Raw genomic sequence first — 22622 nt, forward strand, 5'->3', positions numbered from 1 at the left:
ACCTGGGCGAAGTGACGCTCCGTGCGGCCGGATGTCGTGTGTGCGGCGTATGACGAGCCTCTCCGTTGCCGGCCGCCACCCCATCCGGGATGCAGGCCGGCCCGTCCCCCGCCGTGGGCCTGTCCTCGCGCGGGTCCTCATTCCAAACTGCCCGCTCCCGGTTCGGCGGCGGCCGTGGCCGGCGGGCGCAGCTTGCGACGAGCATCGCGCCAGTCAAGGCCGCGCCCGCGACCGGCGGCTGTGGACCGTGCCGGGTTTTCCGGCGGCCATTCCGGTTGAAGCACGCCGCCATGGCAACGCGCCTGGGGCCGGGAAGCACCGCGGAGCGGCCCGGATCCTCCAAGAGGTGCCGGACGGGGTTTCGACCCTCCGGCGCCTTGGCAGGGGGGCCTCATGCGGCGGCGCGGTTGACCCTGGATTCGGCCAGCGAGGTCAGCTTGAGGTCGGTCGCCTTTTCCTCGTCGAGATTCTTTTGAAGCACGGCGGCGCAATCGTTCCGACCCAGCTCCTTCGCCCAGGCGATCAGGGAGCCGTAGCGGGTGATCTCGTAATGCTCGACGGCCTGCGCCGCCGCGATCAGCGCGGCGTCGAGGACCTGCTTGTCGGCGACATCGCCGGCGACCTCGTCGGCCTCCTTCAGGATGCCGTCGATGGCCGGGCAGGTGACCGCTTCGGGCGTGACGCCGTGCATCGCGAACACCTGCCTCAGCCGCTCGACCTGGCCCTCCGTTTCACGCAGATGGGTTTCGAAGCCCTGCCTCAGTCCTGGATCGGTCGCCTTCTCGATCATCTTGGGCAAGCCCTTGAGAATGCGGTTTTCGGCGTAATAGATGTCCTTGAGCTGATGGACGAAGAGATCGTTCATCGTTTTGATGTCTTTGGTGAACAGGCCCATGATGGTATCCCTCGCGGTTCGGTTGGTCGCGGTTGGTCGCGGTTGGCCTTGGGGCGGCATGGGGCCGCCATTCTCTTCAATAAGCCGGCATCCCGGAGGGTTCCGGCGGCGAAAGGGCACTGGCCGGATGGGCATGGGACCGGCCAGCCTCACCCCGGCGGGCGGTAGGCGCGGTCGGGCTCGTCGATCGGGCAATCGTTGTGCTCGGCGCGGAAGGCCGCCGACCGTTCATAGGCAAGCCGGCGTGCCAGCATCACCGAGCCGAGCGGCCGGTAGGCGGCCAAACCATGCCGGGGGCTGTGAAGGAAAGCCGGTCGTCTCCGGCCACACCATGGACGCGTTCTCCACCGGCACGCTGTCGGGATCTGTGGCTTTCCGGTCCTGATGCCGAGGTCGATGCAACCGTGAGGCCTTGCCGTCAGCGGCGCATTTGCTCGGATAGGGGGATTTTCCTGAAATATATGCAGCTTTTAAATTCCATAAATCGCCTTGAGCCGATTTTTTGTTCGCTGAAGATTGATTGTAAAATCCATGATTGAAAAACAAATGTTATCGATTCAAATATAATTTCTGAGCCATCGAAAATCATACAGGAGTAATCATTGTGATTTTCCTGTCGTTCCTCCGTAAAAACATACGCACCCTAATCAATGATTTTTGATTGCTCAAAATCTACAGAACAATTGATTGGAGGGTTTGACCCATGATTGTTGCATTGACCCAGCCCCAGAACGATCGGCTGGCCGGGGTTCTGGAGATTCTGAAAACAAACAGCAATCCGGCGGCCGGCGACCCGGTGCATACGGCGTTCCTGAAGGACAACGCCGAACGCAGCGGGATGACCGCCGCCCGCTACCCCGGACTGTTCAAGGCCATCGAGACCGGAGGCGCATCGCCGTTTTCCCGATCCGCCGGCGCCGCGGTGACCAGCAATGCGGCCGGGAACACCGGCGCCTTCACCGACGGCCAGTATGTCGAGTTCATTTCGAGCAGCCGGAGCAACACGGTGGTGACCGCCCGCGCCGTCCTGACCCGGACCCGGCCGGTGGCCCAGGCTACCGTCTGGCTGAACGTCGTCAACGAGAACGGCACCGTCAAGACGTCGCTGGCTTCCGGCGTCCTGGTCAGTTTCGCCACCCAGACGATCATCGTGGAAACCAATCCGGCGACCGCCCTGCCGCCGTTGCCAGCCGGCACGCTGTCCGGCATCATCTCCTTCGCGATCACCTACCAGGACGGCACGACGGAGGCCTCGTCGACGCTGACCCCCTGGGCCTACCAGGCCTCGCGCGACCCGGTCGTCGTCGACCCCGTCATCCGCAGCGACCGCAAATCCGGCGACCTGAATGACATCGTCATTGGTCTGGCGCGCGGCTACGACAACAACACGGGCAGCAGGAACAAGACCGACATCGATTACTGGTTCTGGCAGAACCAGCACCAGGACACGCACCTGCTCGTTCCGCTGACCGGAAGCATGAAATTCGATTACAAGCTGGCTCCGCTGAACAGCACCAACCCGATCCTGGAATTCTATCTGGCCCGCAGCGAGGGCGGCACGTCCGAGTTGAAGGCTGCGGACACGTTGCCCTATCTGCCGCATTTCGAGATCGATCCCACCGATCCCGAGGGGCGGACGCTGAAGTTCGCGCTGCGGGCGACCGCCACCACGGCCGGCAACGCCATCAATTTCGGCCTCAGCCCCTGGGTCGCCGACACGCGGACCTTCTTCACCGCCCGTGTGACCGTCCTCTTCGACGATCTTACCCATGGGGTGGGCTGGTCGAGCGTCGTCAGCTCGCTGTCGCCGGACACCGACCCGAGCGACGGCGTCGCCTTCATCAAGCCCATCGTCTATGTCTGGCACTGTCTGGTCGCCGGCACGCAGATCACGCTCGCCGACGGCACGACCAAGGCGGTGGAGGACTTCACGTCCGGGGATGTCGTCGTCAGCGGCGGCGGAACCCGGCCGGTGCAGGCCACGCTGGCGCAGCCGCACAGCGGTCCGATCACCGTGCTGGAGTTCGCCGACGGCGCCACCCTCGCCGGATCGGCCACCCACCCGGTGATGACGCCGGCGGGCACGGTCCAGGCGGGGGCTCTGGCGGCCGGCGACACGGTGCTGACCCGCCACGGGACGACGACGGTGACCGCCATCCGCCAGGAGAACCAGACGAACGGCGGCCTGTTCAACCTGTGGCTCGACCCCGAGGGAGAGGGGCCGACGACCATGATCGCCAACGGCATCGTGGTCGGCGACTACCAGATCCAGGTCCAGTTCCTGCGGGACGGCGCCCAGGACGACCGGGCCGTCCGGGCCAAGCTGCCGGAAAGCCTGCACGCCGATTTTGACAGTTGGGTGGCGGACCGGCCGGTTCCGGCCTGATCCAGGCTCACCGCGCGGCCCGGCGGCTCCAGAAGGGGGCGTCGGGCCAGCGGCCCCCGGCGGCGTAGTGGCGGGTCCGTTCGGCCAGATAACGGCGCAGCGTGTCCCCGGCCCTGCGGGCGTAGCCGATCGCCGCGGCGCGGGCCTCGGCGCCGTCGCCGGAGAACCAGCGCAGGATGGTGTCGGCAGCGGCCAGCCCATCGTCGAGCGCGCCGGCGATTCCGGAGGAGGTCAGCGGGTCGAACCCGATCAGCGCGTCGCCGACAACGATCCAGCCGGCGCCGACCGCCCGGTCGATGTGCTGCGAAGCGGCTGGGAAAACCGCCGGGGCCGCTTCGCCGCCAAGGTCGTTTCCGGGCGGGGGAACCAGATCCCGCAGGCGCGCTGTGGCCGCCCAGGCGGACCGGAAGGCGTCCTTGCCGCCCAGGCCGGCGGTGCGGGCGATGTCGTCGTCGGTCATCAGCGTGACGATGGCGCGTCCGCTCGGCAGCACCGCCGCGTACCACCAGCCGATCTCCACCGCCTCCACGAAGGAGCGGCCGGCGAAGCCGCCGCCGGCGGGCTCGCCGGCCGGACACCCCTCCACGGCCAGGGCGATCAGGCGGTCGAGCCGCCGCCGCCGCGCGCCCAACGCGGTCGCCAGCGGTGCCCGCCGACCGCCGGCGTCCACCACCACACGGGCGGTCACGCTGCCCCGGCCACCGGAAGGATCACGGAGCCCGACGGTCCAGCCACCCTCGGGCCGCCGCTCGATCCCGGCGAGGCTGGCGGGGGCCAGAAGGCGGGCGCCGCGCTCCGCCGCCGCGTCGCGCAGCCATTGGTCGAAGCGCGCGCGGTCGAGATGCCAGCCATGGCCGCTGCCCCGGCGCAGGAAATCGTCGGCCGCCACCTCCCCGCCGCTCCACAGGCTGAGGTTGCCGTGATAGGGGCGGTGGCCGAGCCGTTCGAGATCGTCCGGCAGGCCCAGCCGGGCCAGCAGCGGTCCGACGTTGGGAGCCGCCGATTCGCCGACCCGCAGCGCGGCCCGTTCCGGCGAGCCGTGGGCGGCGCGGTCGACCAGCAGCACGCGGGGCACCCCGGCCGCGCGCAGGGCGAGGGCGGTGGCGGAACCGGCCGGCCCCGCCCCCACGATCAGGACGTCCGCCGCTTCCGCGTCGCGGAGCGCGCCGGGGAACGCCTCAGGGGACATCGGCCACCAGCGGCCGCGCCGGCTCGCCGATCCCGGCGGTGTCGCCCTGCGAGCCGGGCGTGCGGGGAAGCCGGCGCGCCACCTCGACGAAATGGGGATCGTCGGCGGTGCCGATGTTGAAGACGAAGCCGAGCTGGTCCCACAGCTTCACCATGTCCAGGTCGTCGGCGAACTGGATGTAGTCGTCGGCGTTCTGGTTGTACTCGGTGCCGATCCACGACACCTGCGGCCCGAAGGCCGGACCGGTCTCGGCCAGGAGTTTGGCGGGATCGGGCGGCAGATAGACGAATTCCGGCCGCTGCGCCGGCCACCACCACAGGATCCGCCCCTCGATGGGCTGCGAGGAGCACTCGTTGAAGTCGGCCTGCCAGGGGACGGCCATGTAGCGGCTCACGTCGCCCGGTTCCATGCCGGCCGCCGGATCGAAGCCGAGGCTGAGCGGGCCGTCCGTCTCCGGACGCGCCTTGATGCGGAAGGGGCCATCGTAGATGGCCGGGTTGCGGGAGATCCAGGTCATCTCGATGCCCGGCGAGAAGGCGCCGCCGACGCAGTTGGCCAGCACGCCGCGGGTGATCGGATCGCCGGCGCTTCCGGCCGGCTCGCCCCCCCGCTCGAACCACCCGTCGGCCCATTGCTGGAGGAAGAAGTACTGGGTGTCGGTCAGGCGCAGGTACTTCGACGTCGCCGCGGTGACGGTGCCGGGCTTCGAGGCGCTCAACGCGTCGTCGCCGGCCAGATAGGGCATGGCGGTGGCGCCGGTGCTGGCGTTCACCAGGACATTCTCGGCGCCGGGCGGGCGGATGATGTCGAGAACATAGGAACGGAACCCGTTAAGCTCGGGATTCGGATCGCCGAGCCTCGCGAAGTCGAAGCTGTGCGGCTTCGGCGGGATCGCCGCGACCCAGGGGTAGCGGGCGACGCGCTCGAAGATCGGCTTGATGTCGCTCTCGAAGAAGGGCTTGTAACCGGTGGCCCCGGCCTTCCAGAGCCCGTCCTCGAAAATGTCGGGGCGAAGCCCCTGCTTGCGCACCACCACGTCGAAGATGGTGTCGTGCAGCGTCACCAGATTGGGGATCTGCGGCGCGTAGGAGGGTGGCCCGACCAGCACCCAGGCGCCGCCGACCTCCACGTCGTCGCCGTTCAGCAGACTGATCGTCACCGACACCGGCCCGTCCGACGTGTCGTCCCACCAGCCGTCGTTGTTGGCGTACTGCCCGATCTTCGGCGACTCGCTCTCCGATCCGGAATGCCCCAGGCCGCCCAGCACCAGAAGGCGGCCCTCCGCGTCGGTGCGCAGTTCGCCCAGCGTGTCGATGGGGTAGGGCTTCAGCCCTTCCGGTGGAAAGCTGCCGGCGTAGCCCGGCGGGATGGTGTCGCGGGAGAAGGGCTGCGACGGGGCGATGATTCCCTCGATCGACCGCGGGCCGGCGTCGATGATCAGGGCGCGGCGTTCCTCGGTCGTGGTCCGTTTGGCGTTGCGCAGCGGGTGGTTCGACGCGTAGCCATCCTCGCCCTTCGAGGTCTGGAATTCGTACCAGCTCGACTTCTTGTTGGCGAGATGGACGTGCCAGCGGATCGCCGACACGTCGTCGCTGCTCAGCGTGATCTCCTCCGGCGGTCCGCCGTCGACGCTGCGCATCACGCGGAAGCGCGCCGCCTGCCGGCGCAGACGGCCGCTTGCGTCGCGGAAATCCTGTTCCCCGACCGTGCGGCCGTCGGGCAGGGTGGGCAGGCCGCCCTCCGTCTCGGGACCGATGTAGAAATCCTGCGGTGCGTTGCCGACGCGGGCGATGCCGATGGCGGGGACGATGGAATAGACGGTGTTGGACATGGTTTTCCCCTCGCTGTCCGATTCTGGCCGGGTGGTGCCGTTTGGGCGGTGCCGGTCGGGTTACAGGCCGAGACCGGCGGCGGCGGAGCGGCTTTTCAGCGTCCGGACGCCGGCGATCACCCCATGCAGCGCCTCCCGGTGCTTGGGGGCCGGAGCCGGCGGGGCCGGTGGCGACACCGGGGCGGCGAGCAGGCGCAGCCCCTGGCCGGCCAGCGAATCGTCGAGGGCGTGCAACGCCGCGAGGAAGCTGTCGAAGCTGGCGTCCTCGACATACTCGAAGGTCGGGGCGGCGTTGGGTCCGACGGCCGCGTCGCCGTCGGGGAAGGCGGGAAGCTGCATCAGCAGGTTGGCCAGCGTCGGCAACTGGTTGTGCATCAGCGGCAGGGCCAGCGTGAAGTAGACGTCCGCCGCGCCGCCCGCCTTGGTGAAGGAGGCCTCCAGGCTTTGCAGCATCACGCTGTAACCGATGTTGAACGCCTTCACCGCCAGGACGGCCGTGTCGTTGCTGAAATCCGACACGCGCGGGTTGGAGACGATGGGAAGCGTGTCGGGAAAATCGGGCGCGTCGGCCACGCGCAGGAACTTGTAGTAGTGCGACAGCTCGTAGGGCGTGCCGAGGATCGGCCCGTAGGTTCCGTCGGTGCGGGCGCCGTAATGCTCGTAGGCGCCGTAGGGCTGCTGGGGAACCAGCGGATGGGTCGGGTTCACCGCGCCCTCCCCCTGTTGGACGATCTGCTCGATGCCGAGCTGGGCGCTGTCCTCGTCGGTCACCGCAACGGCCTTGCCGCCGAACTTGCCGAGATAGATGTCGGTGCGCTGCTCGGCCGCCGGGTCCTGGGCGAAGACGGTCGACGCGCCATATCGCTCGACGCAGGTCCGGATGCCGTCCCACAGGGCCTTGTAGAGCTGGCCGATGGTCTGGTAGTTGCTGCCCTGCGGCGGGGCTGTGAAGGGGGCGGGGGTCTCGATCGCCATGAAGACGTTGCGGAACACCGCCTGCGAAGCCCGGTACAGCCCGACATAGGGCGTGCCGGCGGTGCTGGCCGAAGGCAGGTAGGTCGGGTAGGTGGGCACCGCGCTTCCGGTCAGCTTGGGTTGCCCGCCGATGCCGACCAGGATGTTGGCCGCCTGATTGAGGTGGAACATCTCCTCCACCACGACGCTGCGCAGCGCCTGATAGGCGGCCGAGCTCTTGTCGGTGATCGAATAGAGCGCCGTCAGATAGGCGGGCACGGTGGTGAATTCGACCTGGATCGCCAGTTGTGCGGCGGCGCGCAGATCCTCCAGGGTCGAGATCGGCGTGTAGGCGACCGACAGGGGCGCCGCCTTCCCCTGCGCCCGTTCCAGAAGACGTTCCTCAGCCATGTTCCGCGTCCCTCCCGATCGGTGATGCCGCTCTCGCGCCGCTGTTCCGGCGCGCGTTGATGCGTCGCGTGCGACGACTATCGGGAAGAAATTTTGAATAATCAACGAGTCAATAATTCTAAATTCCACAGCATACCATGATATGGAATTGTGTTAATATTGAAATAATCCCTTCATCTAGGTGAATTTGTCGGTTACGTCTGTAGGGTTCTCCGATAATAATAAGAAGAAATTTTGTTTTTGAACGCATGAATATGAATTATTCCGATTGATTTTTAAGAATGCCGCGCCAGTATGGCCGTATACACAAAAAAACGGGAGTTTCTGCGCATGGCAAGCGTTCGTGCCGCGGCATGGCCAATCGTTGTGCTGAGCGTTTCCGCATTTGCGACCTCCAATGCGGGTGCCCAGCAGGCGAACATCACGGAAAGCGTGACGATCCAGCAGCAGGATGTGATGTCCGGTGGCGTCCCGTTGCGACGGATCCTCGAATCAGGCGCGCACTTCTTCAGCTATCCGTACTTCCCTCAGGATGGCTGGGGGGAGGGGGCGGACGGCCCGCGCGCGTGGCAGCGCAAGGCGCTCTACCCGAACTCCCCGTTCAGCCCCTACGCGACGGCGGATGGCGGCGTGCCGCCGCCGATTCCCTTCCTGCGCCTCAACGGCATCGACAGCCAGAGCTGCTACGAGTGCCACACGTCGATCGGCGCCACCGTTCAGCCGGATCTCGCCGCCGCCACCCCGCCGGGACCGGCGACCCGCACCCAGCCGGCGATCGGCGGGGCCGCCGGCATCGGCAACAACGCCTTCATCAACAGCCAGTTTCCCAACCCCTTGACCCAGTTGATCCGCAACCCGCCGCATGTGTTCGGGACCGGCTACACCCAGGCGCTGGCCAACGAGATCACCGGGTTGCTGCTCGGACAGCAGGCCCACCTCGCCGACCTCGCCCGCTACACGCCCGACAAGGCGGTAACCCTCCCGCTGTCGGCCAAGAATCTGTCCTTCGGCTGGCTCGGCGCCCTCTACGACAGCATGAGCCAGACGGTCGTCTACGATTACGGCCGGCTGACCGGGGTCGCCCAGGATCTGGTCGTGCGCCCCTTCCAGTGGAAGGGCATCGCCTCGTCGGTCCGTCACTTCGCGGCCGCCGCGACCCAGTTCCATTTCAGCATGGAGGCGGTCGAGGTCGTCGGTGAGAACAACGACAACGACGGCGACGGGGTGATCAACGAACTGAGCTACGGCAACATCGGGGCGCTGACCAGCTTCGTGGCGCTGACCCGGCCGCCGGTGGTCGAGACGCCGGCCGATCAGACCGGCAAGGCCAGGCTGGCCCGTGGCGCCGCGATCTTCGCCGGCACGGCGACGGACGCCGGCCTTCCGGCCGGCAGCGCCATGTGCGCGTCCTGCCATGTCCCGGTCCAGACCCTCGACCGGCCGGTGGTGACGATCGAGTGGGGCACCGTGCTGGACCATCCCGACCGGGTGGGCTCCGATGCCGGGATCGCGCTGCCGTCGCGGGACGCGGGACGCGGCGCGGAAGCGCGCCGCCGGACCGTGGCGGCCCCGACCCTGGTCAACCCGTTGCCCGGCACCGACCATCTGCCGGTGGTGCGCGAGACGCGGGCGCGGCTGGCCAAGGCGGCGGCGGGCGCCGGCGATGCCATCCGCCAGGGCGCGCCGGACGCGGCGGTCGCCGCCCTCTACGCCAGGGCGGTGGCCGACGCCGACACGGTCGCGGTCGGCGGGTTGGAGATCAACCTGAACACGCTGGCGAGCCGGGCGTCCCCGTCGATGCCCTGGCGCGGTCTGGACGGTGGAAAGCCCGATGACACGACGAACCCGCCGCCGGCCTACGCCCGCGCCCGGCTGCCGCACGACACGCCGGACGGCCCCCTGGCGGTGCCGCTCCTGAGCGACCTGCGCCTCCACGACATGGGCCCCTGCCTCGCCGACATCGCGCCGCAAGGCACGGATGTGGCGGCCATCGCCGTTCCCCCGCAGCAATTCCTGACCCGGCCGCTGTGGGGCGTCGCCGACAGTTGGCCCTATCTGCACGATGGGCGCGCGCTGGATCTGGTCCAGGCGATCCGCTTCCACGGCGGCACCCGCCCGGACGGCCTCGCCGCCGAGTTCCCCTACCAGTGCGCCGGCAGCGAGGCGGACCCGGTGATCAACGCCTTCTACGCCTTGAGCCATGACGATCAGCAGGCGCTGATCGCCTATCTGTCCAGTTTGCGTCTGCCGCCGCTGCCCGGAGCGGTGGTGCCGTTCTGACCGGCGGATGCGGGGGCGGCTTCGGAGAACAGGCCGAAGCCGCCGGTTTCCGCCTCAATGGCTGGTCCCTTCGGAATAGCGGATCTTGTTGAAGACGTTGTACTTCCCCACCGGCTTGCGCATGGGAAGGCGCTTCACCTCCTCGAAGCTGGCGGTGTCGTAGACGACCAGGGCGCCGTCATCCTCCCAGACGCTGACCAGCGCGTGGCGGCCGTCGCGGGTGAACTCCACATGCGACGCGGTCTTGCCGGGCCATGGCGTCAGCGTCCGGACGATCTCCAGCGTCCGCTTGTCGAGAATCTCGATCGTGTCCCGGCGCGGGCTGAGCGAGGCGTCGGTCCAGGCATAGGGCGTCGTCTCGTGGCTGCGCATGAAGAAGCCGGGGCCGAGCGTGTCGATGCGCTTGACCGTCCTCCAGTCCGTCATGTCGATGACGCTGACCGCCGCCCCCTTCAGGTGCGGTGTCGCCATCACCCGGCGGCCATCCAGCATCCAGCTGATGCCCGACCCCAGATGCGGCATGCCGGGCAACTCCACCTCGGCGATCTTGCGGCCCGCCGTCAGATCGACCACCTGCCCCTTGCCGCCGTCGCGCGAGGCGCCGATCAGGTTGGCGTAGGGCGGGTCGAAGAAGAAATCGTCGAGCGGTTCGTCCAGCTCGATCCGCCGCACGGCGAAGGGCTCCTTGCCGTCGGCCGCCGTGCCGGTGGCGATCTCCCAGATTTCCGGCACGTCCTTCAGGGCGAGGATGAAGCTCTGGCGTGGCGGGGCGGCGTAGACGGCGCTGACCCGCGCGCCGCCCCTCGGCGTGACGACCGGGATGGTCCTCAGCGGCGTCAGGTCGCGGGCGTCGAGCAGCACCAGCGTGCGCGGCAGCGTGTTGCCGACGGCGACGAAGCGCCCGTCGGCCGACACCGCGATGTTGCGGGTGTTGATGCCGGCCCGGATCTCCGCCACCTGGGCCAGCCCGTAGAGGTCGTAGACCGACACCCAGCCGTCGCGCGAGGCGAAATAGGCGAAGCGTCCGTCCGGCGAGTATTTCACGCCGCCATGCAGGGCGAAGCGGCTGGGAAAGCGGGCAAGCGGCTCGAAACGGTCGCCGTCGAGGATGGTGACGTGATGGTCCCCGGCCTCGACCACGGTGAAGAGGTTCAGCGGGTCGGCCGTGTGCACGGGCCGGACGGCCAGCGCCGATGGCCGCGTGTGCACGACGTGGCTGGCGGCCATGTCGGCGTCGCTCCATGACGGCTCCTGCGCCGGCGGGGCGAGGACATGGGCGGCAAGATCGGTGATCTCCGCCTCGCTCAGCCGATCGGCGAATCCGGGCATCTGGGTGGCGGGACGCCCTTGTGCGATCAGCCGGACGGTGTCGGCAAGCTTCATCCGCCCAAGATTTTCGGGCAGCAGCGCCGGGCCGATGGCGCCCAGCCGGTCGCCGCCGTGGCAGGCCGCGCAATGCTCGGCGTAGCGGGCGGCGGGACCCTCCTGCGCCGGGGCCGGTCCCGGCGTCAGGATGGCGAGCGCCGCCGCGGCGAGGAGGAAGCGTGCGTGCATGAAGAGGATCTCCGGCGTAAGGAGCGGTCACGCGGACAGGCGCAGGCCGGTCTTCTTGAGGATGCGGGTGCTGTAGAGCACGTCGTGCCCGAGGCTGCGGCCGCCCAGCAGATCGGCCATCGTCCGGATGCGGGCCTCGACCTCGGCGCGGTCCCTGGCATGGACCATGGCGAACAGCGTGTAGGGCCAGTCCGGCGGATGGGCCGGACGGCGGTAGCAGTGGGTGACGAAGGGCAGGCCGGCCAGCAGACGCCCGGCCTCGTCGATGACGGGGGCCGGCACCCGCCACACGCTCATCCCGTTGGCGGCGTAGCCCAGCCGGTAATGGTTGGGCACGGCGGCGATGCGGCGGACGATTCCGGCCTCCAGCATGCGTCCGAAGCGGGCGATCACCTCCTCCTCGGCGATGCCGAGCCGGAGCGCCAGTTCGGCGAAGGGCCGGGGCACCAGCGGCAGACCGGTCTGGGTCTCCACGACCAGCCGGCGGTCGGTGTCGTCGAGCGTCGCCGCAAGGGGCGTGGAAGCGGCGGGCGTGTGGCCGGTCATGCCGTGAACCTCAGATCCAGCGCGTATTCCGCGAGCTTGGGGAAAAGCCGGACGGCGAGCCCGGTCCGCGCCTCGATGGCCTCGGCCACGGCGAACAGCCGCTCCGGCGTCTCGGTGGCGAGGACGAACCACATGCTAAGCGTGTGCTCGCGCGCGTAGTTGTGGGCGACCTCCGGGAAGCCGTTCACCAGCGCCGCGACCTCCTCGAAGCGCTCCGCCGGCACCGCCATGGCGGCGAGCGACAGGCCGCCGCCCATGCGTTCGGCGTTGTAGAGCGGCCCGAAGCGGCTCAGCACCCCGGACCTCCGCAGGGCGGCGACACGGTCGATCACCGTTCCCTCATCCAGCCCGAGTTCCGCCGCCACGTCGGCGAAGGGGCGGGGGGTCAGCGGCAGCCCGTCTTGCAGGCGGTTGATCAGGGCACGGTCGATCCCGTCCAGTTCCATCACGCCCTCCGGTCCCGGCCGTAGCAGGGGGCCGTCTGCTTGAAGCGGCGGGCGGTGAACAGCAGTTCGCGCGGCACGCCGGCGAGGTCGCAGCCCGCCGCCAACTCCTCCACCAGCGCGCGCACCTCGTCGCGGTCGCGGCCATGGATCATGGTGAAGAGGTTGTAGGGCCAGACCGGCGGACGGCGTGGGCGGCGGTAGCACAGCGACACCCCGCGCCGCCCGCCGAGCGCCGCCCCCACCGCGTCCACCCGCTCGTCCGGCACGTCCCACACCACCATGGCGTTGGCGGTGAAGCCGAGCGCCGCGTGATCGACGATGACGCCGAAGCGCGACGCGGCGCCCGTCTCCACCAGATCGCGGATGGCGGCGATCACGTCGGCCTCCGACCGGCCGATGGCCTGCCCGATCGCCAGGAACGGCCGGGCCACCAGCGGCAGCCCGTCGCGCAGCCGGCGCAGCAGCCGGCCGTCGGATCGGTCGGCGAGTCGTTCGGCGGGCCGGTCCCGCTCCAGTGTTTCGGTCAACGCCATAGCGGAAACCCCAGATCCAGGTGGTAGCCGCGCTCCATCGGCAGGTCGAGCACGGACAGGCCGGTCGCGGCCCCGATCTCCGCCAGCACGGCGCGCACGCGCCCCGCATCCTCGGCGGTGACGACGAACCACAGGTTCAGCCGGTGCTCGCGTTCGTAATTGTGGTTCACCTCATCGAACGCGCCGACCAGCGCGGCGACGCGCGGCAGGTCGGCGGGTGGCACGGCCATGGCGGCCAGCGTGCTGGATCCCACCCGGTTCGGCCGGAACGTGGCCCCGATGCGGGCGACGGCGCCCGCCGCCGTCAGGCGGCCCAGCCGGTCGAGGATCTCGGCCGGGCTGCCGCCGAGCCGGGCTGCCAGTTCGGCGAAGGGGCGCGGGACCAGGGGAAAGCCGCGCTGGAACTCGTCGAGCAGGCGGCGGTCGGTGGAATCCGTGACGATGCTCATCGCCTTGCCCTCCCTCACAGGCCGATGCGGTTGGCGCGCGCGGTGAAGAAGATGCCGCTCGGCTTGTCGGCCGGCAGGGCATCAACCTCGGCGAAGCTGCCGGTGTCGTAGACGCGCACGCGGTCCTGGTCGCGCACCGACACCCAGACCTGTTCGCCGCGTGGCGTGAACTCCAGATGCAGCACGCCCGGCCCCGGCTCCAGCGTCCTGACCAGGGTGGAGGTCGGCACGTCGATCACCTGGACGAAGCCGTTGTCGGGCAGCGCGAAGTTGACCCAGACCTGCCGTCCGTCCGGCTGCGCCATGACGAAGACCGGCTGGCCCCTCACCGGGATGCGGGCGACCTCGGTCCAGGTCGCGGCGTCGACCACCAGCACCTCGTGGCGGCCGATGGCCGGCAGATAGAGCCGTCCGCCGGCCTGCGCCCAGCCGCGCAGGTGCGGCATCTTGTAGACCGGCAGCGGCTGCTCGCCCCGGCCGTAGCCGCCGAGGATGCGGCGCACCCCGGCGTCGGGGTTCCACAGATCGAGCAGGGCGAGCCCGTCCTCGCCGAACAGCCCGGCGATGTAGTGGCGCCCGTCCGGAGTCACCAGCCCGTCGTAGGGCTGGCGTCCGATGTCCGGATACTTGCGCAAGGCGGGCCGCGCCGGGTCCGACAGGTCGGCGACCCAGATCTCGCCGGCTTCGTACAGCGTGAAGACGAAGCGGTTGCCCGGCGCGTCGGCCAGCCCGACCACCTTCGAGCGCGCGGTTCCGTCGCCGTAGGTCGCCGGGATGTCGGCGACCAGCTCCAGCGTCGCGGAGTCGAACACCTTGACCCCGCCGGGCTCGTAATTCTGCACGGCGACCAGCCGCCCGTCCTGCGAGATGGCGCCGCCGATGCTGTTGCCGGCCTGCATGACCCGCTTGACGATGGTCGCGGTCAGCAGATCCACCTTGGACAGCCCGCCGTCGCGGCCGAAGACGTAGGCGAAGCGCCCATCGCGCGAGAAGACGGCGGCGGCGTGCGACAGGTCGCCCAGCCCCGCCACCTCGGCCAGCGCCTTGCGCCCGGAGGTCTCCACCACCAGCAGCCTGCCCACCGCGCGTTCGATCACGATCCCCAGATCGTTGGTGCCGCGCAGGGAGTCGGCCGCCGCCGGCATGGCGAATGCGGCGGCAATGGCGGCGGCAATGGCGGCGGAAGCGAGCAGAAGGCCGAACAGCGGCCGTCGGAAACAGGGTGTCATCGGTCCAGTCCCTCGCGCAAACGGTCGATCATCCAGCGCGCCTCGCCGGCGGTCAGCAGGGCGCGCCAGGGCGGCATCGGCGTGCCGGGGACGCCGTCGAGCACGACGTCGGCCAGCGCGTCGGGCGCCTTGGCCGCCAGATCGGCGGGCAGCAGCGGCGTTCCCAGCCCGCCCTTCAGCGTCATGCCGTGGCAGGCGCCGCAATCCTGCCGCAGCATGTGGAGCAGCGCCGCCCGCCGCCCCGGCGGCGGGGCATCGTCGGCCAAGGCAGGGGCCGGGGCGGGCACCGCCGCCGCCAGCAGGACGGCCGCCAGCAGGCCGCGCGGCGACGGGCTACGCATGGACCCGTCCCCGCAGCGGAGGCTCCTCGGCCGCCACCCCCGGCTGGAACCAGGAGAGCTGGGGGGCCAGCGCCACGACGCGCCCGACGATGACGAGGCAGGGCACCGGCAGCCCGGTCGCGGCCGCCCGCTCCGGCAGGGTCGCCAGCGTGGCGAGCAGCCGCGTCTGGCGGGCGGAGGTCCCGGCGGCGACCACGGCGGCCGGCGTCTCCGGATCCATCCCCGCCGCGATCAGCCGGGCGCCGATGTCGGCGAGGTTGGCCAGGGCCATGTAGAGCACCAGTGTGGTGTTCGGGTCGGCCATGCCGGCCCAGTCGAGGTCGAGCGGACCGTCCTCCTTGCCGTGCCCGGTGACGAAGCGCACGCCGGTGGCAAGCCCCCGGTGCGTCAGCGGGATGCCGGCGTAGGCGCCGCAGCCGGTGGCGGCGGTGACGCCGGGGACGATCTCGAACGGAACGCCGTGCTCGACCAGCGCCAGCGCCTCCTCGCTGCCGCGCCCGAAGATGAAGGGGTCCCCGCCCTTGAGGCGGACGACGTTGCGTCCGCTCAGGGCGAGGTCGACCAGCAGGCGGCTGATTTCCTCCTGCGGCAGGGTGTGGCGCTTGGGCGCCTTGCCGACGAAGATGCGCTCGGCGCTGCGCGGGATCAGGCGCAGGATGTCGGCGCCGACCAGCCGGTCGTAGACGACGGTGCCGGCGCTCCGCAGCAGCCGGTGCGCCTTGACCGTCAGCAGATCCGGATCGCCCGGCCCCGCCCCCACCAGATAGACTCGTCCGTGTGTCATGGCCCATCCGATCGTCAATGGCGGAGGTCGCCCCCCGGCCGTGTTTGTCCTGTCAGGGTTGCTCGTCCTGTCAGGGTTCGACCACCACCTCGCCCGTCATCCGCGGGTGCGGGGTGCAGCGGTAGGAATGGCGTCCGGCCGTGTCGAAGCGCCGTTCGAAGACGTCGTCCGGCATCAGCCGTTCGGAGCGGACGCCGTCCTCGAACACCACGTCATGGCTGGTGCGTTTCTCGGTGTTCAGCCAGACGACGGTGTCGCCCGGCTTGATCGTGATCACCGCCGGCTCGAAGGCACCCTTGTCGATGCGCACGGCCACCGTCTCGGCCAGCGCCGTCCCGCTGGAGAAGGCGGCGGCGAACCCGAGCAGCAGGGCGGGACCAAACGCGATGCGGTTCATGATGCCCTCCTTGCCGCCGGTCACTGTGCCGCCGGTCACTGGCGCACGGCGTTGATGGCGGCGTCCGGGCTGTCGAGGCCCAGCTTGTAGTCGATCGACACATGGTGGAACCGGGCGCTGGTGTGGTCGTCGTGGATGGCGAAGCCGATGGTGTAGAGCTTGCCCGGCTCGATCGAGACGTCGCCCGGCCGGTCGGAGACCAGCTTGCGCACCAGCTCCACCGTCCAGAACCCGTCCGCCAGCACGCCGTTGCCGGTGGCGCCCTGTCCGCCGCTCATCACGCGCTCCGACGACACGTAGCCGTCCTCGACGGCGTTGCTGCCGGACTTCCAGCGCAGCAGGTCCAGGAACACGCCCTGGTCGAGCAGGGCCTTCAGCTCGTCGGCCGGCTTCACCTTGTCGGCGCCGCCGCGCGGCGGGGACTTCAGCTCGATGGCGGTGCGGGTCTGCGGCAGGTACTTGGTGACGCCGCCGCCGGCCGGCGCGTCGGGCATCGAGCGGGCGTCCATGTGGCAGGTGCTCCAGCAGCCCGAGCGGTCGGCGTCCTGCACCTTGCCCTGGTCGATCAGCATGGCGAGCTTCACCGGATTCTCCGGGTCCATCCTGCCGCCCTCGACGAAGGGCGCCGGGGTGTGCGGGCTGGCCGGCCAGCGGAAGCGCAGCGTCAGGTTGGTGCCGTCATGCGCCGCCTGGACGGTCATCGGGATGAAGGCCGGCTTGCCGGGGATCGGCGTCGTCTCGGCCTTCTGGCCGGACGCCATCTTCGCCCCCATGTCGGCCTGCTCGCCCTCGTGGCAGCCCGAGCACTGCTCGCCCTTCTTGAAGCCGCGCGCGCCGCCATGGTCGGGACCGTTGAGGATCCATTCGAAGCCGGTCTGGCCGGGATAGAACAGAGTCACCTTTTTCTCCGCCACCCGGCTCCAGTCGATGGCGGAGGCGGGTGCCGCCGAGGCGGCGGCGGCCGTGGCGGCGGCCGGAGCCTGTGTCGCAGCCGGAACCGGGGCCGGAGCGGCCGCCACCGGGGCGGGGGCCGGAACCGGAGCGGCGGAAGCCGCCGGGGCCGCGGCAGAAACAGGCAGGATGGACGCGACCTTCGGGGCCTCCGGCTTGGGATTGCCGTTCTCGTCGAGATCGTGGTGGACCGGCTTGTGCGCGATGCCCTTGTGGCAGTCGATGCAGGTCATGCCGTCGGCCCTGGCCATCTCGTGCTGCTTCTGGGCGCGCTGCTTCTGCTTGGCGGGCGCCATGCCCTCGAAGCTGTGGCAGTTGCGGCATTCCAGCGAATCGTTGGCCTTGAAGCGCGCCCATTCGTGGCGAGCCAGCTCCAGGCGCTTGGCGTCGAACTTCTCGGGCGTGTCGACCGAGCCGAGCAGCCAGTGGTAGACCTCGTTGGAGGCCTGGATCTTGCGCAGGATCTTGTGCGTCCAGTCCTTCGGCACATGGCAGTCGGGACAGGTGGCGCGCACGCCCGTGCGGTTCTCGTAATGGATGGTCTGCTTGTATTCCTGATAGACGTTGTCGCGCATCTCGTGGCACGAGACGCAGAAATCCATCTGGTTGGTCGCTTCCATCGCGGTGTTGAAGCCGCCCCAGAAGACGATGCCCGCCACGAAGATCACCCCCGCCCCGACCAGCGTCGCGCCCAGAATGCGCACCCGCCGGAGCAGTCCCCAGACCCCCGCCCCCGTCATCTCACGGTCCTTTCCAAAAAGCGGGGTGGGCGAAACGGCCCCCCCGGCCGAGGGAGCCCCCGCCGCCGGCCCCCCAAGACCGGGCGGCGGAAGCTCCCCCCAACGGCATCGAACGGCGTCCGGCCAGGCTCAGTAGATGTCGTGCTGGGTGTTCAGCACGTTGAACTTGCCGGTCGGCGTGATCAGCTTGGGATCCTTGATCACGTTCTTCATCTTGCGGGTCTTGTCGTCGATGATGACGATGGCGGACGGATCGGTCTTGCCCGCCCAGATGGAGAACCAGACCTCGTCGCCCTTCTCGTTGTACTCGGCGTGGACGACGCGCTGGATCGCCTTGGTCTCCGGCAGGCCGGCCATCTTGGCGACGTTGATGATCTCCGCCGGCTTGTCCAGGTTGGCGATGTCGAAGACCGACACCGATTCCGCCATGTCGCGGTCCGGGTGGAGCGGCGCGTCGGCCCACAGGTTGGACGATTTCGGGTGGGTCTTGACGAACAGCGACCCGGCCCCGTGGTTCTTCAGCTCGGCGACGACCTTCCAGGCGCTGTCCTTGTGCTTCTCCGGGTCGGTGCCGATCAGCGTGACGACGTCGGAACCGAGATGCGAGGTGGCCCACACCGGTCCGAACTTCGGATGCACGAAGTTGGCGCCACGGCCCGGATGGGGCTTCGGCTTGGTGTCGACCAGGGCCGCCAGCTTGCCGTCCTTGGTGTCGATCACCGCCACCTTGTCGGACGCGTTGGCGGCGACCATGAAGTAGCGCTTGGACGCGTCCCAGCCGCCGTCGTGCAGGAACTTGGCCGACTCGATGGTCGTTTCCTTCAGGTTCTTGACGTCGGTGTAGTCGACCAGCTTGACCAGCCCGGTCTCCTTGACGGTGACGACCCATTCGGGCTTGATCAGCGAGGAGACGATGGAGGCGACGCGCGGCTCCGGATGGTAGGCGCCGTCGACGGTCAGGCCACGGGTGGAGACGATCTTCAGCGGCTCCAGCGTCTGGCCGTCCATGATCACGTACTGCGGCGGCCAGTAGGAGCCGGCGATGGCGTATTTGTCCTCGTAGCCCTTGAACTTCGAGGTGTCGACCGAACGGGCGTCGAGGCCGGTCTTGATGGTGGCGACGACGGCCGGCGTCTCCATCCACAGGTCGATCATGTCGAGCTTGCCGTCGCGGCCGATCACGTAGATGTAGCGGCCCGACGCCGACATGCGCGAGATGTGCACCGCGTAGCCGGTCTTGATGATGGTCCAGATCTTCTTGGTGTCGCCGTCGATCAGCGCCACCTCGCCGCTGTCGCGCAGCGTCACCGAGAAGACGTTGTTCAGGTTGACGGCGTTCATCTGCCTGGTGGGGCGCTTGTCCGGCGCCACGCCCAGCTTCCAGGACGCCTTCATCTCCTTCATGCCCCATTCCGGGGGCGTGTCGGGCGTCATCTGGATGTAGGTGGCCATGTTCTTCAGCTCATCCTTGCTCAGGATGTCGTCGAAGTTCGGCATGCCGCCTTCGGTTCCAAGCCCCAGGATCTTCTCCAGGCGCGGCTGGCCGAGCTTGCGGGTCGCCTCCGGCTCCAGGTTCTTGCCAGTGGCGCCCTTGCGCAGCACGCCGTGGCAACCGGCGCAGCGCTCGAAGTAAATCTTGGCGCTGGCCTCCTTGTCTTCCTTTGAAAGCGTCGGTTCCGCCGTTTGAGCCGAAGCGGAAATCGGCGCGAATCCCAGCAACGCCGGCAGCGTTATTGCCGCGGCCCAAAGAGCCGTGCTGCTCTTTTTCATGAAAACATCCCCCAGCGTGAGAAAACCCAGGTGGCGAGACTGAACCGGGGGTGGTCTTCAAAAACTTGACGCCGGTCAAGACTGGCCGGACCGCACATGAGGTGAGTTGCCGCAGCCTGAAATCGTAGACTTGACCACAGTCAAGTATTTGGCGGGAACGGCCCGTTAGTGTCGGGTGAGCCAACCCCTACGAGGCGAGCCGGGTGCCGACATGGACACCGACATGGACAGCGCGCTCGCGCGGACCATCGCCGACAGCCCCGTGCTCGGGCAGCTGTCGGACGCCGACCGCGCGCATCTCCTGACCTACAGCCGCGAGCAGGCGTTCGGCCAGGGCAGCCCGCTGTTCCTGCGCGGGCAGCCGGCCGTCGCCTTCTACCTCGTGCTGAGCGGAACCGTCGGGCTGACCACGGCCGAGAACGGCACCTGCTCCAACGTCCTCGACATCGTCGGCCCGGGCCATCTGGTCGGCGAGGAGGCGGTGCTCGACTGCGGGCGGCACGCGACGGGCGCCTTCGCCCTGGTGCCGGTCTCCGCCGTCGCCATCCAGGCGGAGCCGTTCTTCGCCCATCTCCAGGACCGTTTCGAGGTGGTGCAGGCGATGATGGCCGGCGCCGCGGCCCGGCTGCGCGGCCTGATCCTCGAAATCACCGAACTGAAGCTGCAATCCACCACCCGGCGCCTCGCCGGCTATCTGGTCAGGCTGGCCGGGGACCGGCAGGGCCGGGTCCACATCGTGCTTCCCTGCGAAAAGCAGTTCCTGGCCGAACGGCTGGGGATGAAGCCGGAGAGCCTGTCGCGCGCCTTCGCGAAGCTGCGCCCGCAAGGCGTGCATTCCGGCCGTCTCGACGACGTCGACATCGACGACATGGAGGCCCTGCGCCGCTTCTGGCAGTCCAGCAACGACCCGTGGGATGACTGAACCATGTCTTGCGTCCTCGCCCGTCTGTGCGCCGACACCGGCGGCGGCCCGGAACCGGTCCGCCTGCCCATCCGGTGCCGCGGCCGCCTGTGCCGCCGCGGCCTCGACCTGACGGCCATCCGCCACCTGCCGCTGTTCGAGAGCCTGGAGCCGGACGTCATCTGCACGCTGCTGGGCAACAGCCCGGCGGAATTCCACCCGCGCCACAGCCTGCTGTTCCAGGCCGGCGATCCGGCCGACGCCTTCTTCATCGTGCTGAGCGGCCAAGTGAAGCTGTTCGCCCTGACCGAGAACGGCCGCGAGAGCATCGTCGAGACCGTCGAGCCGGTGTCGACCTTCGCGGAAGCCGCCATCTTCGCCGGGGTCTACCCGATCGCCGCCGAGGTGGTGGAGAAGGCGGCGCTGCTGCGCGTCGGCGCGCGCGGCTTCCTCGCCGGCCTGCGCGCCAACCCGGCCGTGGCCCGCCGCATGCTGGGCTCGCTGCTGCACTGGGAGCGGCGGCTCGCCGGGGAGGTGCGCCGGCTGTGCAGCCGCAGCCCGCTGGAGCGGGTCGCCGAACTGCTCGTCTCCCTCACCCCGCAGGTGAGCGGCGAGACGGTCGTGATCCTGCCGATGAAGAAGCTGGTCATCGCCAGCCGCCTCGGCATGGAGCCGGAAACACTGTCCCGCGTGCTGGCGCGCCTGCGCGAGTTCGGCGTGCACACGCGGGGCCGCACCGTGCGGGTCGAGGACGTCGCCCGCCTGCACGCGCTCTGCACCCCGCCGCCCGGCGCGTGACGCCCGTTTCCGGCCCGCCGCCACCGCAAGGACCCGCCCGATGTTCCGTCTCAGCCATTTCATGCGCACGCTCGTCGCCCCGCCGACGGAGCCGGTGGAGCCGGCGAAACGTCCGGCCGCGGCACCGGGACCCGTGGTCATCTGGAACCTCGTGCGGCGCTGCAACCTGTCCTGCCTGCACTGCTACTCCTTCTCGGCCGATCACGACTTCCCCGGCGAGCTGTCGACCGCCGAGGCGTTCCGCGTCCTCGACGACCTGAAGGCGTCCGGCGTGTCGGTGCTGATCCTGTCGGGCGGCGAGCCGCTGATGCGGCCGGACCTGTTCGACATCACGCGGCGGGCCAAGGAGCTGGGCTTCTATGTCGGGCTGTCGAGCAACGGCACGCTGATCGACGCGACCCGGATCGGCGCCATCGCCGCCGCCGGCTACGATTACGTCGGCGTCAGCCTGGACGGGCTCGCCCCCACGCACGACCGTTTCCGCCGGCGCGCCGGCGCCTTCGACGAGGCGCTGCGCGGCATTCGCCTGTGCCGTGACGCCGGGTTGCGGGTCGGGCTGCGCCTGACGCTGACCGAGCAGACGGCCGCCGACCTGCCGGCGCTTCTCGCCCTCATGGAAAGGGAACGGATCGACAAGTTCTACCTGTCCCACCTGAACTACGCCGGGCGCGGCAACGCGCACCGCCGCATGGACGCGATGAGGCGGACCACCCGCGCCGCCATGGAGCGGCTGTTCGAAGCGGCGCTGGCCGACGCGCGCGCCGGACGGCCGCGCGAGATCGTGACCGGCAACAACGACGCGGACGGCGCCCATCTCCTGATGTGGGCGGCGCGGCGCTTCCCGGAGCGCCGCGCCGCGCTGGAGCGTCGGCTGGTCCGCTGGGGCGGCAACGCATCGGGGGTCGGCATCGCCAACATCGACAGCCGGGGCGACGTCCACCCCGACACGATGTGGGGGCACCACACGCTGGGCAACATCCGCGGGCGCTCCTTCGCGGACATCTGGGAGGACCGGTCCGACCCCATCCTGGCCGGGCTGAAGCAGCGTCCCCGCCCGGTCGGCGGACGCTGCGCCGGGTGCCGATTCCTGGCGATCTGCAACGGCAACACCCGCGTGCGGGCCGAGAAGCTGACCGGCGATCCCTGGGCCGAGGATCCCGGCTGCTACCTGACCGAGGCGGAAACCGGAATGGCGGACGCCGGAGCGGACATGCGCCTTCCGGCCTGAGGAACCGCT

Annotated in this window: 21 protein-coding genes; 5 read left to right on the forward strand and 16 right to left on the reverse strand. The window is 69.4% G+C overall.

Annotation, left to right across the window (positions count from 1 at the left end):
- Positions 1-391: 391 nt before the first annotated feature.
- Entirely contained in the window at positions 392-865 is a 474-nt protein-coding gene (locus J2847_RS18765; RefSeq protein ID WP_411800604.1) for a YciE/YciF ferroxidase family protein, read from the reverse strand.
- 179 nt (positions 866-1044) lie between these two features.
- Positions 1045-1179, reverse strand: coding sequence for a hypothetical protein (locus J2847_RS34660; RefSeq protein WP_267912543.1), 135 nt, complete (start codon positions 1177-1179; stop codon positions 1045-1047).
- Positions 1180-1598: 419 nt separating this feature from the next.
- Between J2847_RS34660 and J2847_RS18770 the strand changes: the two genes are divergently transcribed.
- On the forward strand, positions 1599-3281 hold the full coding sequence (locus J2847_RS18770; protein WP_209780409.1) for a Hint domain-containing protein: 1683 nt from the start codon (positions 1599-1601) through the stop codon (positions 3279-3281).
- Between the two features lie 7 nt (positions 3282-3288).
- On the opposite strand, the gene J2847_RS18775 is transcribed toward J2847_RS18770, so the two are convergent.
- From J2847_RS18775 to J2847_RS18785, 3 genes are read right to left on the reverse strand one after another with little or no spacing between them, the layout of a single operon-like run.
- A complete protein-coding gene (locus J2847_RS18775; RefSeq protein WP_209780410.1) occupies positions 3289-4470 on the reverse strand; it encodes an FAD-dependent oxidoreductase in 1182 nt (393 codons plus the stop codon).
- Positions 4460-6301: a LodA/GoxA family CTQ-dependent oxidase gene (locus J2847_RS18780; RefSeq protein WP_209780411.1), complete on the reverse strand. Its 1842-nt coding sequence runs from the start codon at positions 6299-6301 to the stop codon at positions 4460-4462. Before J2847_RS18780 ends, J2847_RS18775 begins: the two co-directional genes overlap by 11 nt.
- Positions 6302-6361: 60 nt before the next feature.
- On the reverse strand, positions 6362-7666 hold the full coding sequence (locus J2847_RS18785) for a ferritin-like domain-containing protein (protein ID WP_085554053.1): 1305 nt from the start codon (positions 7664-7666) through the stop codon (positions 6362-6364).
- Positions 7667-8098: 432 nt separating this feature from the next.
- Here J2847_RS18785 and J2847_RS34845 point away from each other — a divergent pair, with 432 nt between their 5' ends.
- Positions 8099-9946 (forward strand): di-heme oxidoredictase family protein, encoded by a 1848-nt coding sequence (locus J2847_RS34845; protein ID WP_209780412.1) that lies wholly within the window; start codon positions 8099-8101, stop codon positions 9944-9946.
- 54 nt (positions 9947-10000) lie between these two features.
- Here the strand turns inward: J2847_RS34845 and J2847_RS18795 are convergent, their stop codons facing one another.
- The 11 genes from J2847_RS18795 to J2847_RS18845 all read right to left on the reverse strand — a co-directional run bounded on the left by J2847_RS18795 (position 10001) and on the right by J2847_RS18845 (position 19686).
- Positions 10001-11500: a cytochrome D1 domain-containing protein gene (locus J2847_RS18795; RefSeq protein ID WP_209780413.1), complete on the reverse strand. Its 1500-nt coding sequence runs from the start codon at positions 11498-11500 to the stop codon at positions 10001-10003.
- A gap of 27 nt (positions 11501-11527) precedes the next feature.
- Positions 11528-12046 (reverse strand): siroheme decarboxylase subunit beta, encoded by a 519-nt coding sequence (gene ahbB, locus J2847_RS18800; protein WP_209780414.1) that lies wholly within the window; start codon positions 12044-12046, stop codon positions 11528-11530.
- Complete coding sequence (locus J2847_RS18805; RefSeq protein ID WP_233474621.1) at positions 12043-12492, reverse strand: Lrp/AsnC family transcriptional regulator; 450 nt, start codon at positions 12490-12492, stop codon at positions 12043-12045. The genes ahbB (J2847_RS18800) and J2847_RS18805 overlap by 4 nt, the downstream gene beginning before the upstream one ends.
- On the reverse strand, positions 12492-13025 hold the full coding sequence (ahbB, locus tag J2847_RS18810) for a siroheme decarboxylase subunit beta (RefSeq protein WP_209780415.1): 534 nt from the start codon (positions 13023-13025) through the stop codon (positions 12492-12494). Before ahbB (J2847_RS18810) ends, J2847_RS18805 begins: the two co-directional genes overlap by 1 nt.
- The gene (locus tag J2847_RS18815) at positions 13016-13474 is read right to left on the reverse strand and encodes an AsnC family transcriptional regulator (protein WP_209780416.1); all 459 of its coding nucleotides are present in this window, start codon (positions 13472-13474) and stop codon (positions 13016-13018) included. Before J2847_RS18815 ends, ahbB (J2847_RS18810) begins: the two co-directional genes overlap by 10 nt.
- Before the next feature lie 14 nt (positions 13475-13488).
- Positions 13489-14703: a cytochrome D1 domain-containing protein gene (locus J2847_RS18820; protein WP_325169442.1), complete on the reverse strand. Its 1215-nt coding sequence runs from the start codon at positions 14701-14703 to the stop codon at positions 13489-13491.
- Positions 14700-15044, reverse strand: coding sequence for a c-type cytochrome (locus tag J2847_RS18825; RefSeq protein ID WP_209780417.1), 345 nt, complete (start codon positions 15042-15044; stop codon positions 14700-14702). The genes J2847_RS18820 and J2847_RS18825 overlap by 4 nt, the downstream gene beginning before the upstream one ends.
- A complete protein-coding gene (gene cobA, locus J2847_RS18830; protein ID WP_209780418.1) occupies positions 15037-15828 on the reverse strand; it encodes a uroporphyrinogen-III C-methyltransferase in 792 nt (263 codons plus the stop codon). The genes J2847_RS18825 and cobA overlap by 8 nt, the downstream gene beginning before the upstream one ends.
- Before the next feature lie 70 nt (positions 15829-15898).
- On the reverse strand, positions 15899-16225 hold the full coding sequence (locus J2847_RS18835) for a cupredoxin domain-containing protein (protein WP_209780419.1): 327 nt from the start codon (positions 16223-16225) through the stop codon (positions 15899-15901).
- Between the two features lie 35 nt (positions 16226-16260).
- Complete coding sequence (locus tag J2847_RS34850; protein WP_209780420.1) at positions 16261-17916, reverse strand: NapC/NirT family cytochrome c; 1656 nt, start codon at positions 17914-17916, stop codon at positions 16261-16263.
- A gap of 129 nt (positions 17917-18045) precedes the next feature.
- The gene (locus J2847_RS18845; protein WP_209780421.1) at positions 18046-19686 is read right to left on the reverse strand and encodes a cytochrome D1 domain-containing protein; all 1641 of its coding nucleotides are present in this window, start codon (positions 19684-19686) and stop codon (positions 18046-18048) included.
- Between the two features lie 211 nt (positions 19687-19897).
- Here J2847_RS18845 and J2847_RS18850 point away from each other — a divergent pair, with 211 nt between their 5' ends.
- Genes J2847_RS18850 through nirJ form a run of 3 tightly spaced genes read left to right on the forward strand, consistent with a single transcriptional unit; the run spans position 19898 to position 22613 of the window.
- The gene (locus J2847_RS18850; protein ID WP_209780422.1) at positions 19898-20608 is read left to right on the forward strand and encodes a Crp/Fnr family transcriptional regulator; all 711 of its coding nucleotides are present in this window, start codon (positions 19898-19900) and stop codon (positions 20606-20608) included.
- A 3-nt stretch (positions 20609-20611) separates the two neighbouring features.
- A complete protein-coding gene (locus J2847_RS18855) occupies positions 20612-21385 on the forward strand; it encodes a cyclic nucleotide-binding domain-containing protein (RefSeq protein ID WP_209780423.1) in 774 nt (257 codons plus the stop codon).
- Between the two features lie 40 nt (positions 21386-21425).
- Positions 21426-22613, forward strand: coding sequence for a heme d1 biosynthesis radical SAM protein NirJ (gene nirJ, locus J2847_RS18860; protein WP_209780424.1), 1188 nt, complete (start codon positions 21426-21428; stop codon positions 22611-22613).
- The last annotated feature ends 9 nt before the right edge of the window (positions 22614-22622 follow it).

This window comes from Azospirillum agricola (genome assembly GCF_017876095.1).
GTDB lineage: Bacteria > Pseudomonadota > Alphaproteobacteria > Azospirillales > Azospirillaceae > Azospirillum > Azospirillum agricola.

Coding starts and splice junctions, on each gene's coding strand:
- J2847_RS18765 (WP_411800604.1), bottom strand. CDS start 865: ATGAACGATCTCTTCGTCCATCAGCTCAAGGACATCTATTACGCCGAA.
- J2847_RS18770 (WP_209780409.1), top strand. CDS start 1,599: ATGATTGTTGCATTGACCCAGCCCCAGAACGATCGGCTGGCCGGGGTT.
- J2847_RS18775 (WP_209780410.1), bottom strand. CDS start 4,470: ATGTCCCCTGAGGCGTTCCCCGGCGCGCTCCGCGACGCGGAAGCGGCG.
- J2847_RS18780 (WP_209780411.1), bottom strand. CDS start 6,301: ATGTCCAACACCGTCTATTCCATCGTCCCCGCCATCGGCATCGCCCGC.
- J2847_RS18785 (WP_085554053.1), bottom strand. CDS start 7,666: ATGGCTGAGGAACGTCTTCTGGAACGGGCGCAGGGGAAGGCGGCGCCC.
- J2847_RS18795 (WP_209780413.1), bottom strand. CDS start 11,500: ATGCACGCACGCTTCCTCCTCGCCGCGGCGGCGCTCGCCATCCTGACG.
- ahbB (WP_209780414.1), bottom strand. CDS start 12,046: ATGACCGGCCACACGCCCGCCGCTTCCACGCCCCTTGCGGCGACGCTC.
- J2847_RS18805 (WP_233474621.1), bottom strand. CDS start 12,492: ATGGAACTGGACGGGATCGACCGTGCCCTGATCAACCGCCTGCAAGAC.
- ahbB (WP_209780415.1), bottom strand. CDS start 13,025: ATGGCGTTGACCGAAACACTGGAGCGGGACCGGCCCGCCGAACGACTC.
- J2847_RS18815 (WP_209780416.1), bottom strand. CDS start 13,474: ATGAGCATCGTCACGGATTCCACCGACCGCCGCCTGCTCGACGAGTTC.
- J2847_RS18820 (WP_325169442.1), bottom strand. CDS start 14,703: ATGACACCCTGTTTCCGACGGCCGCTGTTCGGCCTTCTGCTCGCTTCC.
- J2847_RS18825 (WP_209780417.1), bottom strand. CDS start 15,044: ATGCGTAGCCCGTCGCCGCGCGGCCTGCTGGCGGCCGTCCTGCTGGCG.
- cobA (WP_209780418.1), bottom strand. CDS start 15,828: ATGACACACGGACGAGTCTATCTGGTGGGGGCGGGGCCGGGCGATCCG.
- J2847_RS18835 (WP_209780419.1), bottom strand. CDS start 16,225: ATGAACCGCATCGCGTTTGGTCCCGCCCTGCTGCTCGGGTTCGCCGCC.
- J2847_RS34850 (WP_209780420.1), bottom strand. CDS start 17,916: ATGACGGGGGCGGGGGTCTGGGGACTGCTCCGGCGGGTGCGCATTCTG.
- J2847_RS18845 (WP_209780421.1), bottom strand. CDS start 19,686: ATGAAAAAGAGCAGCACGGCTCTTTGGGCCGCGGCAATAACGCTGCCG.
- J2847_RS18850 (WP_209780422.1), top strand. CDS start 19,898: ATGGACACCGACATGGACAGCGCGCTCGCGCGGACCATCGCCGACAGC.
- J2847_RS18855 (WP_209780423.1), top strand. CDS start 20,612: ATGTCTTGCGTCCTCGCCCGTCTGTGCGCCGACACCGGCGGCGGCCCG.
- nirJ (WP_209780424.1), top strand. CDS start 21,426: ATGTTCCGTCTCAGCCATTTCATGCGCACGCTCGTCGCCCCGCCGACG.